Source organism: Nonomuraea sp. NPDC050404 (assembly GCF_040655495.1).
Classification (GTDB): Bacteria; Actinomycetota; Actinomycetes; order Streptosporangiales; family Streptosporangiaceae; genus Nonomuraea.
In genome coordinates this window covers 126,658-139,709 of the sequence record NZ_JBFAKB010000018.1, presented here as the reverse complement: position 1 = coordinate 139,709, position 13,052 = coordinate 126,658, and the positions used below count along the sequence as shown (strand labels likewise).

Genomic DNA, 13,052 nt, shown 5'->3' with positions numbered 1-13,052 from the left:
TCCGAGAGCCCTGGAGGTACGCCGTGTCCACGCTGACGATCTTCTCCGCCCGCTCCGCCGCCGAGACCGGGACCGGTCCCGCCACGACGAGCCGGCCGATCCCCGCCGTGCTCGGCGCCGATCTCGAAGTGCCGGTCAAGGGCGGCAGGCTGGTGGGGTACGCCAACCTGGACTACGCCGCCAGCGCGCCCTGTCTGGAGCCGGTCAGCGCCGCCGTCACCGCCGCGCTCCCGGCCTACTCCAGCGTCCACCGCGGCGCCGGCTACGCCTCACAGCTCACCACCGCCCGGTACGAGCAGGCCCGCCACACGGTCAGGGCGTTCGCCGGCGCCAGGCCCGACGACGCCGTGATCTTCACCCGCAACACCACCGACGCCACGAACCTGCTGGCAGGCTGCCTGCCCGCCGGCACGACGGCCGTGGTCTTCGACACCGAGCACCACGCCTCGCTGCTGCCGTGGGCCTCCTCGGTACGGCTGGCGCCGCCCGCCTTCCCCGGCGAGGCCGTGCGCGCCGCCGACGAGGCGCTGGCCGGGATCGAGGGGCCGAAGCTGCTCGTGGTCACCGCCGCCTCGAACGTCACCGGCGAGTTGTGGCCCGTCGCGGCCCTGGCGCACATCGCGCACCGGCACGGGGCCCGCATCCTGGTGGACGCGGCGCAGCTCGTACCGCATCGCAGGATCAACCTGACCGCGCTCGACCTTGACTACGTGGCCTTCTCCGGGCACAAGTTGTACGCGCCCTTCGGCGCGGGCGTGCTGATCGGGCGGCGGGACTGGCTGGCCGAGGGCGAGCCGTACCTCAAGGGTGGGGGCGCGGTGCGCTCGGTCGGCTTCGCGGGCGACGGCACCGAGTGGCACGACGACCCCGAGCCGCGGCACGAGGCGGGCACCCCGAACGTGCTGGGCGCCATCGCGCTGGCCGCCGCCTGCGACGCGTTGACCGCCACCGGGTGGACCGAGCTGGTGCGGGAGGAGGAGCGGCTGATCTCGCGGCTGCGTACGGGGCTGAAGTCGATCGCGGGAGTGCGGGAGCTGTCGCTCTGGGGGGACGATCACCCGCGGGTGGGCATCGTGTCCTTCACCGTGGCCGGGCACTCGGCCCGGGAGGTGGCCGAGGTGTTGTCCGGCGAGTACGGCATCGGGGTGCGTGACGGGAAGTTCTGCGCGCATCCGTTCGTGCGGCACCTGCTGGGCACCGCCGACGGCGGATGTGAGGACGACACGGCTTCGGCGGTGCGGGCCTCGATCGGGATCGGGACCACGCAGGAGCACGTGGACCGCCTCATCGAGGCCGTACGGGACCTGGCTGCCCGCTGAGCCGAAGCGCTTGAACCGCGCCGTCGCGGTCGTCAGCTCAACGTGCCTCAGTCGCGGGCCGGCGGCTCGCGGCGTTGGGGCGGCTCGTCCGAGACCAGCGCGTCTATGTCGCGCATGTCCTCGTCGTTGAGCCTGCCCGAGGCGGGCGCGGCGGGCTGCCTGGGCACGTCGGGATGCTCGGCCGAGCCCTGCGCGGGCGTCGTGGGCCCGCCTGTCACACCTCCAGTCGTACCGGCGGTGGTCGCGCCGTGGCGGCCCGGGGTGTGCGCGGCCAGGTCCTCCTCGGCCGCGCGCCGCTCGGAACGCCTGCGGAACATCGAGTGGAAGATGCCGTCCAACCCGATCCGCCCGCCGCCCAGCGCCAGGAACAGCAGGCTCAGCGCGCCGAGCGAGCCCGGCAGCTCCCAGCCGTTGTCGGCGGACAGGATGCCGTTCCCGCCGTGCACGAACGCGATCGCGCCCAGCATGTTGATCAGCAGCAGCAGCGCCACCGGACGTACCAGCAGGCCAAGGATCAGGAAGATACCCCCGACGGTCTCGACGACGCTCGTGAACCCGGCGGCCAGCTCGGGCATCGGGATCCCCATCTCCCTGAAACCCTGGGTCGTGGCGCCGAGCCCGCTCTGCCACTTCTGCCAGCCGTGCGCCACAAAGATCACGCCGGTCACGATCCGGGCGATCAGGGCCGCGACATCAAAGAGAACTCTCTTCATGGTGTTTTCTCCCCCGTTCCCGTTATTCCTCCCCGTGTCCGGCTTAGCGATGCGTTTCCTGACCAGGTCTTGACCATCCCCCAAGCTGGATCAACAACGGCGACGGTGGCAGCATTGCCATATGACGGAACGTGTGGTCGGAATCGGCGCGGGCGCGAAAGAGCTGGCCACGGAGGACATGATCCTCAACATCGGCCCCCAGCACCCGTCCACCCACGGCGTGCTCAGGCTCAGGCTGACCCTCGACGGCGAGCGCATCGCCACCGCCGAGCCGATCATCGGATACATGCACCGGGGCGCGGAGAAGTTGTTCGAGGTGCGTGACTACCGTCAGATCATCATGCTCGCCAACAGGCACGACTGGTTGTCGGGCTTCGCGAACGAGCTCGGCGTGGTGATAGCCGCCGAACGCCTGCTGGGCATGGAGCCGCCGGTGCGGGCCGTGTGGGCGCGTACGCTGCTGGCCGAGCTCAACCGGGCGCTCAACCACCTGATGTTCCTCGGCTCCTACCCGCTTGAGCTGGGCGCGATGACGCCGCTGTTCTACTCCTTCAACGAGCGCGAGCGCATCCAGGCCGTCATGGAGGAGATCTCCGGCGGGCGCATGCACTACATGTTCAACCGCGTCGGCGGGCTGAAGGAGGACCTGCCGCTCGGCTGGCTCGACCGGGTCTCGGTGGCCGTCGCGGAGACCCGCCGCCGCGTGCCCGACATCGAGAACCTCATCCTGCACAACGAGATCTTCATCGCCCGTACCAAGGGGGTGGGGGTGCTGACGGAGGAGCAGATCATGCAGTACGGCGTCAGCGGCCCCATCGCCCGCGCCTCCGGGGTGGACTTCGACCTGCGCCGCGACGAGCCGTACCTGGCCTACCCCGAACTGCCCGTCAAGGTCGTCACCCGTGACGCCGGCGACTGCCACGCCCGCTTCGAGGTCCTGCTCAACCAGCTCAAGGTCTCGCTCGACCTGGCCGACGCCTGCGTCGAGAGGCTGCGCTCGCTGCCCCAGGGGCCGATCAATCAGCGGCTGCCCAAGGTGCTCAAGGTGCCGGAGGGGCACACGTACGCGTGGACGGAGAACCCGCTCGGCATCAACGGCTACTACCTGGTCTCCAAGGGAGACAAGACGCCATGGCGGCTCAAGCTGCGCTCGGCCTCCTACAGCAACATCCAGGTGCTGCGCGAGATGTTGCCGGGACATCTCGTCGCCGACATGGTCGCGATCCTCGGCTCCATGTTCTTCGTAGTGGGTGACATCGACAAGTGACCGCCCCACAACGCGACAAGCCAGAACCCGACAAGCCGGAACGCGACAAGTACGTCGACTGGTTGCGCGCGCTCAGCCTGATCGTCGTGGTGGTGTGGCACTGGGCCTTCACGATCCTGGAGTGGAAGCCGAACGGCCCAGAGCCCACCAGCCCCCTGGGCTTCACCTCCGGCCTGTGGATCCTCACCTGGCTGCTGCAGGTGCTGCCGCTCTTCTTCTACGTCGGCGGGCACGTGCACCTGCTGTCCTGGAACCGGGCCAAGACGCGCGGCACCGGCATCGGGGCGTTCGTCTGGCGACGCATCCGGGCGCTGGCCTTACCTGCGCTGTCCCTGTCGGGCGTGTGGATCGTCATCGGCGCGGCCGTGACGTACACGTTCGAGGTGGACTGGATGTGGCGGGTGGTGCTGCTGGTGCTCAGCCCGCTGTGGTTCCTGGGCGTCTACCTGGTGCTGATCGCGCTGCTGCCGATCTCGCTCTGGCTGCACAAGCACTACGACGTGCTGATCCTCATCTGGCTCGGCGGCGCGGCGCTGGTGGTGGACGTGCTGCGCTTCCGGTACGGGCTCGAATGGGTGGCCTGGCTCAACATGCTCATCGTCTGGGGCCTGGCACACCAGGCGGGCTTCTTCTACGACAGGGTCGTGGCCCTGCCCAGGCGCTACGACATCGCGGTGCTCTGGACCGGGCTGTTCGCCCTGGTCGGGCTGGTGTACTCGGGCATCTACCCGGGCTCGATGGTGGGGGTGCCCGGCGACAAGTTCTCCAACATGGCGCCGCCCACGTTCGTGATCGTGGCGCTGCTGCTGTTCCAGATCGGGCTGGTCGAGGTGCTCAGGCCGGCCATGGAGCGCGTGCTGGAGCGGCCGCGCTGGCAGCGGCTGAACGAGTTCATCAACCGGTACTCGTTGCCGCTGTTCCTGTTCCACACCACTGGGATGGCCATCTCGCTGGGCCTGTCGTGGTGGTTCTTCGGCTCCCTGGGAGACCGGATCCCACCGGACTCCGTGTGGTGGCTGGAGCGGCCGATGGCCATCATCGGGCCCCTCATCTGCACGACCCCGGTCATCTACCTCTTCGGCCGCGGGCGCGGTCCTGTCAGGCAAACGCAGGACAAGGGCGCGCACGGCTCCATAAGCTCTTGAGCATGGCTGACATCGCCTTCCGGGCCAACGCAGAAGACGAGCGGATCATCCGCAAAGCCCTGCGGGAGGGTGAGCAGCCGAGCGACGTCCTGCGCCGCGCGCTACGCCTGCTCCAGCGCGACATGTGGTACGAGCGCATGTTCGCCGGCGACCTGCCGGGCATCGAGTTGCCCGACGAACGTTAGTCCCGCGCGGGGTGCTCCCGCTCCTGCGGATCCTTCGGGATGCGGCAGGCGTGCTCCAGATAGAGGGCGGCACAGACCAGCACGACGCACGAGACGACCGAGCCCGTCGCGATGAAGAACTCCCCGCGCGGCGTCTCCCGGTCGAGGAGTTGCGACGTGTGCAGCGCGAAACCGGCGAAGATCCCGCCGAAGGCCGCCCCCGCGTACGCCGACGCCTTCGCCAGCGCCGCCAGCCTGGCCACCGCCATCGGCTCCACCGGCTTGGTGCCCGGCTTCCTGGCGATCCTGGCCTTGACCGCCCAGGCGCTGTAGCCCTCGCCGAGGGCCAGCAGCAACATCGTGGGGATCGCGGTCCACGGCAGGAGCGCCATGCCGGAGTAGATCGGCCTGATCACCGCCCACGTGAGCAGAGCCACGACGACGAGGATGCCGACCAGCGGGCCGGGGCGGGTGGGCTTCAATCGGGCCTCTGCAGTCTCAGGTCCTCACGCAGGCGTACGCCCTGCTCCCCGACCCCTTCCAGCAGCTCACTCACCGGCCCGCGACCGGGCACCACGGCTCCCGGGTCCGCCTTCGACCAGGGCACGAGCACGAAGGCACGCTCATGGGCCCGCGGGTGCGGCAGCGTGAGGTCGGGGTCGTCGCAGACGGTCTCGCCCACCACGATCAGGTCGATGTCGAGGGTACGCGGCCCCCAGCGCTCCAGGCGTTCGCGGCCGAAGGCGTTCTCCACGCCCTGCGCCCGCTCCAGCAGCGTGCGCGGCTCCAGCGTGGTCTCGGCGACCACGATCGCGTTGAGGTAGGGCCGCTGACCGCCGGGGCCGCCGACGGGGTCGGTCTCGTAGACGGGGGAGGCCTCGATGAACTCCAGGCCGGGGGCGTCGAACAGGGTGTCCACGGCGCCCTGCAGCGTCGTGAACCGGCGCCCCAGGTTGCTGCCGAGTGAGAGCACGACCTTCATCCGCGCCTCCGCCGACTCGGGTCGCTCTTCTTGCAGGCGTGGTTCTTCCTGAAGGGGTGGGTCATGCGCGGCTCCGTTCGATCGTCACGATCACGTCGTCGAACGGCAGCGGGATCGGCGCCGCCGGCTTGTGCACACTCACCTCGGCCCTGCGCACCAGCTCGCTGGCCAGGCAGACCTCGGCCAGGCGCTGCGCGAGCGTCTCGATCAGCTCGACCGGCTCGCCCTCCACCACCTCGGTCAGCGCCTGCGCCAGCTCGCCGTAGTGAACGGTCTTGGTGAGGTCGTCGCCGGCCGCGGCCGGCGCGGTGTCGAGGAACAGCGTCGCGTCCACCACGAACTCCTGCCCGAGCTCCCGCTCGGCAGCGAGCACGCCGTGTCTCCCCCGGGCCCGCAGGCCCTTGAGGGTGATGCGATCAGCGTTCAAGCTCGCCGTCCTCCTCCTCGTCATCGTCGCCCTGCAGGACGGGCGAGCCGTGGTGCATCCACAACCGCCAGCCCTGCGGGGTGCGGAGGTAGACGTTGCTGGCCACCACCTTGCCCGCGGCGAAGCTGGACTCGCCCTCCTCCCCCGCGGTCAGGATGTTCTCCACGCAGGTCAGGACGGCCACGTCACCGAGGACGGTCGTGTTGACGTCGGTCAGCACGAACTGTATGTAAGTGGTGTTCGCCATGATCAGGGCCCACGACCGCAGCACCTCCGAGCGGCCGGTCAGCAGCGTCCACCCGGGGTGCACGCAACTCACCTGGTCATCGGCGGTGTCCTCGGCCCAGACCTCGGTCATCTTGTCCAGGTCCGCGCTCTCGATCGCGGTGTAGAACTCCTGGTTGACCGTTTCGATCGCGGCGGTGTCGACGCTCATGTGCCTGCTCCGGCTCTCTTCCATGCGGCCGCCACGCGCACGGCATCGGCATTGGGACCTACCTCGTGCACGCGCACGCACCACGCGCCGGCCTGCGCGGCCAGCGCCGTCACGGCCAGCGTGGCATCATCACTGCGGCTGAACGGCCTGGGCGTGCCGTCAGGATCGGCGAGCAGCCGCCCGAGGAACCGCTTGCGCGATGCCCCGACCAGCAGCGGGAAGCCCAGCTCTGCCAGCTGCGGAAGGCCGGCGAGTACCGCCCAGTTGTGCTCGGCGTTCTTGGCGAAGCCGAGGCCCGGATCGAGCACGATCTGCTCCTCCGTGACGCCTTCGGCCAGCACCAGATCCACCCGTTTGCTCAACTCCTCACGCACCTCCGTCACGACGTCGGCGTAGACGGCTCGGGCGTACATGTCATGGCTGTGGTTGCGCCAGTGCATCACGACGTACCGCACTCCGGTGGCGGCCACCACGCGCGGCATCTCCGGATCCGCCAGGCCGCCGCTCACGTCGTTGACCAGTTGCGCGCCCGCCTCGACCGCGGCCCTGGCGACCTCGGCGCGCATCGTGTCGACGCTGACCGCGATCCCCTCGGAGCTCAGCGCCCTGATCACCGGTACGACCCGGACGAGCTCCTCCTCCAGGGAGACCCGCGCCGCGCCCGGACGGGTGGACTCGCCGCCCACATCCACGATGTCGGCGCCCTGCCGGACCAGATCGAGGCCGTGCTCGATGGCGACCGCCTCGTCGAACCACATGCCGCCGTCGGAGAACGAATCAGGCGTCACATTGACCACACCCATGACAAGGCACCGGTCCGCACCTCCCGGCACGCTGATGGGCACGCTAGTCATGGGCCAAGCCTAGGCGCTTCCCCACACCTGCTGACATCGTGGGTACCCCGTTCGCTTCCTCAGCGGCCCAGGATCAGCGCCATGGCTTCGGACCTAGTTTTGTCGCTGGTGCGGAAATCGCCGCGAACGGCCGAGGTCACGGTCTTGGCACCCGGTTTGCGTACGCCCCGCATCGTCATGCACAGGTGCTCGGCCTCGACGATCACGATGGCCCCGCGCGGCTCCAGCACGCGCATGAGCGCGTCGGCGATCTGGGAGGTCATGCGCTCCTGCACCTGCGGGCGGCGGGCGAACACGTCCACCAGGCGGGCCAGCTTCGACAGGCCCGTGACCTGGCCCCGCTCGTTGGGGATGTAGCCCACGTGGGCCAGGCCGTGGAAGGGCACGAGGTGGTGCTCACAGGTGGAGTAGACCTCGATGTCGCGCACGAGCACCATCTCGTCGTGGTCGACGTCGAAGACCTTGTTCAGCACCTCTTCAGGCGTCTGGCCGAGCCCCGAATACTGCTCGGCCATGGCGCGGGCGACCCGGGCGGGCGTCTCGAGGAGGCCGTCACGCTCAGGATCCTCGCCGATGGCGTAGAGGATCTCGCGTACGGCCTTCTCGATCCGCCCGAGGTCGACGTCGTGCTGGGTCACGCACTGTCCCCTGACGGCAGGGCGTCCTGGTGCCCCGCGGTGAGCGAGCCGTTGGTCGACTGCTCCTTGGGCGTCAGGATCGGCGGGCGGTCCGAGGGGAGCCGCTTGCCGTAACCCGCATAGGACGGACGGTGCTCCTTGACGATCACCGGGGCGAAGATCTGCAGCACCATCTCGCGGGAGAGGGTCTCCTTCTCCATGAGCTCCAGCACCAGGTTGTCGAGCACGTCGCGGTATTCGACCAGGATGTCCCACGCCTGGTCGTGCGCCGTCTCGATCATCCGGCGGACCTCCTCGTCGATCGACGAGGCGATCTTCTCGGAGTAGTCGCGCTCGTGGCCCATCTCGCGGCCGAGGAACACCTCCGCCTGGCCGGAGCCGAACTTACGGGCGCCGAGCTGCTCGCTCATGCCGTATTCGGTCACCATGCGGCGGGCGACGGCCGTGGCCTTCTCGATGTCGTTGGAGGCACCGGTGGTGGGCTCGTGGAAGACGAGCTCCTCCGCCGCGCGGCCGCCGAGCAGCATCGCGAGCTGGTCCATCATCTCCGACCTGGTGGCCAGGAACTTGTCCTCCATCGGCAGCGTCATCGTGTAACCGAGCGCGCGGCCGCGGGACAGGATCGTGATCTTGTGGACCGGGTCGGAGTTGGGCAGCGCGTGCGCCACCAGCGCGTGACCGCCCTCGTGGTAGGCGATCATCTTCTTTTCCTTGTCGGACATGACCCGCGTCTTGCGCTCGGGTCCTGCCATGACACGGTCGATCGCCTCTTCGAGGGTGTCCATCGTGATCAGCTTCTGGTCGGCCCGCGCGGTGAGCAGGGCCGCCTCGTTGATCACGTTGGCCAGGTCGGCGCCGGTGAAGCCGGGGGTGCGCCGCGCGATGACGTCGAGGTCGACGTCGGGCGAGAACGGCTTGCCGCGGCCGTGCACCTTGAGGATGCCCTTGCGGCCCTCCAGGTCGGGACGGTCCACGGTGACCTGCCGGTCGAACCGGCCGGGACGCAGCAGCGCCGGGTCGAGGATGTCGGGCCGGTTGGTCGCGGCGATGAGGATCACGCCGCCCTTGACGTCGAAGCCGTCCATCTCGACGAGCAGCTGGTTGAGCGTCTGCTCGCGCTCGTCGTGACCGCCGCCCAGGCCGGCGCCGCGGTGGCGGCCGACGGCGTCGATCTCGTCGATGAAGATGATCGCCGGGGCGTTGGCCTTGGCCTGCTCGAACAGGTCGCGCACCCGCGAGGCGCCGACACCGACGAACATCTCGACGAAGTCGGAACCGGAGATCGAGTAGAACGGCACGCCCGCCTCGCCGGCGACCGCGCGGGCCAGCAGCGTCTTGCCGGTGCCGGGCGGGCCGTACAGCAGCACGCCCTTGGGGATCTTGGCGCCGATCGCCTGGAACTTGGCCGGGGCCTGCAGGAACTCCTTGATCTCCTGGAGTTCCTCGATGGCCTCATCGGCGCCCGCGACGTCGGCGAAGGTGGTCTTCGGGGTGTCCTTGGTGATGAGCTTGGCCTTGGACTTGCCGAAGTTCATCACCCGCGAGCCGCCGCCCTGCATCTGGTTCATGATGAACAGGAAGAGCAGCACGATGATGACGATCGGCAGGAAGCTCACCAGGAGGCTGAGCAGGATGTTCTCCTGGGGCACCTCGGTGGTGAAGCTTGTGGTCTTCTTCGCGTCGACCTGAGCCTGCAGCTCGTCGGTCAGCTTGGCGCCGTAACCGGTGACCCAGTCGGACTGGATGAGCTTCGCCGGTGGGTCGCCCTTCTTGACCGGGACCGGGTTGACCAGCGTCACCTCGATCCGGTTGTCCTTGTCGACGATTTTGGCGTTGCTGACGTTTCCGGCCCGGATCTGCTGAAGAACCAAGGACGTGTCGGCTGTCTTGTAATTTCCACCGCCACTCCAGAGCTGAGTGACGAGGAGGAGCAGCACGACGATGCCCAGGATCCACAGCAGTGGCCCACGTGTAAATCGCTTGAGATCCATCCGATGCGGAACCCCTTGCGGGCCCGTCCCTTCCTGACCATGGCCTGGAACCCCGGGCACGCCCGGGGCCGCGGCATCCGACACCGCGACTTCTGACTACCCGAAGGGGACACGTGGTCACCCTCCCGGAGTCTGAAGGTACACCGGGACAGCACACGGAGGGACCCGCCCGCTACACCGGTCTTGCCCTATCAACGTACGTCACGTTGCGCGATGTTCCCGGCCAACCCGGAAACGCTACTTATAAACGTGCGGCGCCAGGGTGCCGATGAACGGCAGGTTCCGGTATCGCTCCGCGTAGTCGAGGCCATAACCGATGACGAACTCGCTGGGAATGTCGAACCCCACGTATTTGACCTCGATCGGCACCTTCACCGCGTCTGGTTTGCGCAGTGCCGCGCAGATCTCCAGCGAGGCCGGATTGCGCGACTTCAGGTTTTCCAGCAGCCAGTGCAGGGTGAGGCCGGAGTCGATGATGTCCTCGACGATCAGCACATGGCGGTTCAGGATGTCGGTGTCGAGGTCTTTCAGCACGCGTACGACGCCGGAGGACTTGGTGCCCGCCCCGTACGACGACACCGCCATCCAGTCCATCTGCACCGGCACGTGCAACGCTCTGGCCAGGTCGGCCATCACCATGACCGCGCCCTTCAACACCCCCACGAGCAGGATGTCCTTGCCCGCGTAGTCCTCGTCGATCCGGCCGGCGAGCTCTTTGATCTTGCTCTGGAGCTCGTCCTCGGGGATGAGGACCTTCTCCAGGTCATTGCCCATGTCGGCAGCGTCCACCTGTGGTTCCTTACGCGATGGGACTGATGGCGATTATCAGGGTGCCATACCGCCGGATGGCGGACAGACCTCCCGGCAGATCCACCGCTTTCTGCCCGCGCCACCGCGTGACCAGCCGGTCCACCGCCAGTACGTGGGTCGCCGACAGGGCTCCGGACGGTGCTCCGGCGGCGATCGCCGCGCGCCGCAACACTCGCCGCCTGACGGCGTCGGGCAGCTTCTCCAGCTCCGCCACAGCCAGCTTCACCGACGCGCCAATATCGCTTAGAGCGCAATCCTGGTACGCCGATTCCGCCCACTCGTCGAGCGCGTCCGCGTCCTCCCGCGCCATCGCCGCCGTCCGCGCCAGCGCCTCGGCCACCCCCGGCCCGAGTTCCTCCTCCAGGACCGGCAGCACCTTGTGACGGACCCTGACCCGTGTGTAGCGGGGATCGTCGTTGTGCGGGTCGTCCCACGGGACGAGGCCCTGTTCCCGGCAGGCGGTCACGGTGGTGGACCTGGGGAGATGGAGCAGGGGCCGGCGGTAGCGGCCGGTCCTGGACGCCATCCCGGACAACGACCGGGGACCGCTCCCCCTGGCCAGGCCGAGCAGCACGGTCTCCGCCTGGTCGTCCCTGGTGTGCCCGAGCAGCACCGCCTCGGCCCCCAGCCGGTCGGCCGCCTCACGCAACGCCGCGTACCTGGCCTCCCGTGCCGCCGCCTCGGGGCCGCCCTCCGTGCCGACGGTGACGGTGAGCACCTCCACCGGCGTCAGCCCCAGCTCACCGGCGATGCCTGCCACCGTGCCGGCCCGCTCGGCCGAACCGGACTGAAGCTGGTGATCCACCGTCACCAGCCCGGCCCGCAACCCCATCCGGGGAGCCACGAACGCCAGCCCGGCCGCCAGCGCCAGCGAGTCGGCGCCGCCGCTGCAGGCGGTCAGCACCAGGGCATCCCGCGCCACGTCGGCAAGCGCCTCACGAACGGCTCGGCGAACGTCGGCTACGGCTGGATGTGGGCCCACGGGTGCCATTGTGACGCGTCCCCGCCACACCACGCGCCGACGCCTGACGGCGCGTCCCGGTCGCACCACGCGCCTGACGGCCGGCGCAGGCGCCTGACGGTCGACGCGGGCGCCTGACGGTCGGTGCACGCGCCTGACGGTCGGTGCACGCGCCTGACGGTCGGTGCAGGACGCCCCCGGTTCCGCGCGGATCGGGGGCGGCGCGGGGTCAGGCGGGGAGGGCCGGGGTGCCGATCACGCGGCTGATCCAGGCGTCGGGGTCGGCGATCTCCGGGGTGGTGGGGAGGGTTTCCGGCGAGGTCCAGACCTTGTTGAAGCCGTCCATGCCGACCCGGTCCACCACCTTGCGCACGAAGGCCGAGCCCTCCGCGTACTGCTTCATCTTGACCTCGATCCCCAGCAGTCGCCGCACCGTGCGGTCCAGGCGGGAGCCGCCCTCGCGGCGCTGGGCGAACGCGGCGCGGATCTCGGCGACCGAGGGCACCACCGACGGGCCCACCGCGTCCATGACGTAGTCCCCGTGGCCTTCCACGAGGGTCATCACGGCGGTCAGGCGGTCGAGGATCTCCTTCTGGCCGGGCGACTGGATGGCGTCGATGAGGTTGCCCTCGCCGCCGCGCACCACGTCGGCCACCGTGTCGGCGGCGGTGCGCAGGCGTTCGAGCAGCGTGGGCAGGTCGAGGTCGGAGGCGAGCAGGAACTCGGTCATCTGCCCGCGCACGTATTCGCGGAGCCACGGCACGCCCGTGAACTGCACCCGGTGCGTCTCCTCGTGCAGGCACACCCACAGGCGGAAGTCGCGGGGGTTGACGCCCATCTCGCGTTCGGCGTGCACGATGTTGGGCGCGACGAGCGTCAGCCGGCCGACTGGCTCCTGGCCCGTCGGGTCAGGGGGCAGGAACAGCTCGTACTGCCCGAGCACGCGTGAGGCGAGGAAGGCCAGCACGGCCCCGACCTCGACGCCCGTGATGCGGGAGCCCACGGCCGAGACGATGGCCGGCGCCTGGTTGGCGCTGGCGCCCATCCGCTGCGTCAGCGGTTCGAGCACCACGCGGAAGCCCTGGACGTTGGCCTTGATCCAGCCGGGCCGGTCCACGACCGTCGCCGGTTGCGGCGCGGTCTCGGTGTGAATCTTGGTGAACTGCCGGACGTGGCCCTCGGCCTCGCGCGACAGGGTACGGAGCTCGGCGACGGCCTGCCTGGCCTCCTCCCGGCTCACCTGAGGGCCGGGGCGCACGAGGCGCGTCCCGGTCGTGACGGCCAGATCCCAGTCGATCACCTGCATACCGTCCACCGTACGTGGTTCGGGTCGAGCCTGCGAAGG

The 13,052-nt window shown here is 69.3% G+C and carries 15 protein-coding genes; 4 read left to right on the top strand and 11 right to left on the bottom strand.

Annotation, left to right across the window (positions count from 1 at the left end):
• The first annotated feature begins 23 nt into the window (after positions 1-23).
• The gene (locus tag AB0I81_RS40550; protein WP_360668743.1) at positions 24-1,319 is read left to right on the top strand and encodes an aminotransferase class V-fold PLP-dependent enzyme; all 1,296 of its coding nucleotides are present in this window, start codon (positions 24-26) and stop codon (positions 1,317-1,319) included.
• 47 nt (positions 1,320-1,366) lie between these two features.
• Here AB0I81_RS40550 and AB0I81_RS40545 read toward each other — a convergent pair whose 3' ends face one another.
• The gene (locus AB0I81_RS40545) at positions 1,367-2,032 is read right to left on the bottom strand and encodes a DoxX family protein (protein ID WP_360668740.1); all 666 of its coding nucleotides are present in this window, start codon (positions 2,030-2,032) and stop codon (positions 1,367-1,369) included.
• A gap of 121 nt (positions 2,033-2,153) precedes the next feature.
• Between AB0I81_RS40545 and AB0I81_RS40540 the strand changes: the two genes are divergently transcribed.
• Genes AB0I81_RS40540 through AB0I81_RS40530 form a run of 3 tightly spaced genes read left to right on the top strand, consistent with a single transcriptional unit; the run spans position 2,154 to position 4,629 of the window.
• A complete protein-coding gene (locus tag AB0I81_RS40540; RefSeq protein WP_360668738.1) occupies positions 2,154-3,299 on the top strand; it encodes an NADH-quinone oxidoreductase subunit D in 1,146 nt (381 codons plus the stop codon).
• On the top strand, positions 3,296-4,444 hold the full coding sequence (locus AB0I81_RS40535; RefSeq protein ID WP_360668735.1) for an acyltransferase: 1,149 nt from the start codon (positions 3,296-3,298) through the stop codon (positions 4,442-4,444). Before AB0I81_RS40540 ends, AB0I81_RS40535 begins: the two co-directional genes overlap by 4 nt.
• A 2-nt stretch (positions 4,445-4,446) precedes the next feature.
• Complete coding sequence (locus tag AB0I81_RS40530; RefSeq protein ID WP_360668732.1) at positions 4,447-4,629, top strand: hypothetical protein; 183 nt, start codon at positions 4,447-4,449, stop codon at positions 4,627-4,629.
• On the opposite strand, the gene AB0I81_RS40525 is transcribed toward AB0I81_RS40530, so the two are convergent.
• From AB0I81_RS40525 to AB0I81_RS40480, 10 genes are all read right to left on the bottom strand, one after another.
• Entirely contained in the window at positions 4,626-5,090 is a 465-nt protein-coding gene (locus tag AB0I81_RS40525; protein ID WP_360668730.1) for a DUF3180 domain-containing protein, read from the bottom strand. The genes AB0I81_RS40530 and AB0I81_RS40525 overlap by 4 nt on opposite strands.
• Positions 5,087-5,590: a 2-amino-4-hydroxy-6-hydroxymethyldihydropteridine diphosphokinase gene (gene folK, locus AB0I81_RS40520; RefSeq protein ID WP_360668728.1), complete on the bottom strand. Its 504-nt coding sequence runs from the start codon at positions 5,588-5,590 to the stop codon at positions 5,087-5,089. The genes AB0I81_RS40525 and folK overlap by 4 nt, the downstream gene beginning before the upstream one ends.
• A 61-nt stretch (positions 5,591-5,651) precedes the next feature.
• A complete protein-coding gene (folB, locus tag AB0I81_RS40515; RefSeq protein WP_360668726.1) occupies positions 5,652-6,041 on the bottom strand; it encodes a dihydroneopterin aldolase in 390 nt (129 codons plus the stop codon).
• Positions 6,007-6,453: a nuclear transport factor 2 family protein gene (locus tag AB0I81_RS40510; RefSeq protein ID WP_360668724.1), complete on the bottom strand. Its 447-nt coding sequence runs from the start codon at positions 6,451-6,453 to the stop codon at positions 6,007-6,009. Before AB0I81_RS40510 ends, folB begins: the two co-directional genes overlap by 35 nt.
• Entirely contained in the window at positions 6,450-7,256 is an 807-nt protein-coding gene (gene folP, locus AB0I81_RS40505) for a dihydropteroate synthase (RefSeq protein WP_360669098.1), read from the bottom strand. The genes AB0I81_RS40510 and folP overlap by 4 nt, the downstream gene beginning before the upstream one ends.
• Positions 7,257-7,366: 110 nt before the next feature.
• On the bottom strand, positions 7,367-7,945 hold the full coding sequence (gene folE, locus AB0I81_RS40500) for a GTP cyclohydrolase I FolE (RefSeq protein WP_360668722.1): 579 nt from the start codon (positions 7,943-7,945) through the stop codon (positions 7,367-7,369).
• A complete protein-coding gene (gene ftsH, locus AB0I81_RS40495) occupies positions 7,942-9,936 on the bottom strand; it encodes an ATP-dependent zinc metalloprotease FtsH (RefSeq protein WP_360668719.1) in 1,995 nt (664 codons plus the stop codon). Before ftsH ends, folE begins: the two co-directional genes overlap by 4 nt.
• A gap of 237 nt (positions 9,937-10,173) precedes the next feature.
• Entirely contained in the window at positions 10,174-10,725 is a 552-nt protein-coding gene (gene hpt, locus AB0I81_RS40490; protein WP_360668716.1) for a hypoxanthine phosphoribosyltransferase, read from the bottom strand.
• A gap of 10 nt (positions 10,726-10,735) precedes the next feature.
• On the bottom strand, positions 10,736-11,737 hold the full coding sequence (gene tilS / locus AB0I81_RS40485) for a tRNA lysidine(34) synthetase TilS (protein WP_360668713.1): 1,002 nt from the start codon (positions 11,735-11,737) through the stop codon (positions 10,736-10,738).
• A 199-nt stretch (positions 11,738-11,936) separates the two neighbouring features.
• Positions 11,937-13,013, bottom strand: coding sequence for a zinc-dependent metalloprotease (locus tag AB0I81_RS40480; RefSeq protein ID WP_360668710.1), 1,077 nt, complete (start codon positions 13,011-13,013; stop codon positions 11,937-11,939).
• Positions 13,014-13,052: the final 39 nt, after the last annotated feature.

Bases quoted from the DNA above. Each gene is read 5' to 3' on its own strand.
- AB0I81_RS40545 (WP_360668740.1), bottom strand. From the start codon at position 2,032: ATGAAGAGAGTTCTCTTTGATGTCGCGGCCCTGATCGCCCGGATCGTG.
- AB0I81_RS40540 (WP_360668738.1), top strand. From the start codon at position 2,154: ATGACGGAACGTGTGGTCGGAATCGGCGCGGGCGCGAAAGAGCTGGCC.
- AB0I81_RS40530 (WP_360668732.1), top strand. From the start codon at position 4,447: ATGGCTGACATCGCCTTCCGGGCCAACGCAGAAGACGAGCGGATCATC.
- folK (WP_360668728.1), bottom strand. From the start codon at position 5,590: ATGAAGGTCGTGCTCTCACTCGGCAGCAACCTGGGGCGCCGGTTCACG.
- folB (WP_360668726.1), bottom strand. From the start codon at position 6,041: ATGACGAGGAGGAGGACGGCGAGCTTGAACGCTGATCGCATCACCCTC.
- AB0I81_RS40510 (WP_360668724.1), bottom strand. From the start codon at position 6,453: ATGAGCGTCGACACCGCCGCGATCGAAACGGTCAACCAGGAGTTCTAC.
- folP (WP_360669098.1), bottom strand. From the start codon at position 7,256: ATGGGTGTGGTCAATGTGACGCCTGATTCGTTCTCCGACGGCGGCATG.
- ftsH (WP_360668719.1), bottom strand. From the start codon at position 9,936: ATGGATCTCAAGCGATTTACACGTGGGCCACTGCTGTGGATCCTGGGC.
- tilS (WP_360668713.1), bottom strand. From the start codon at position 11,737: ATGGCACCCGTGGGCCCACATCCAGCCGTAGCCGACGTTCGCCGAGCC.
- AB0I81_RS40480 (WP_360668710.1), bottom strand. From the start codon at position 13,013: ATGCAGGTGATCGACTGGGATCTGGCCGTCACGACCGGGACGCGCCTC.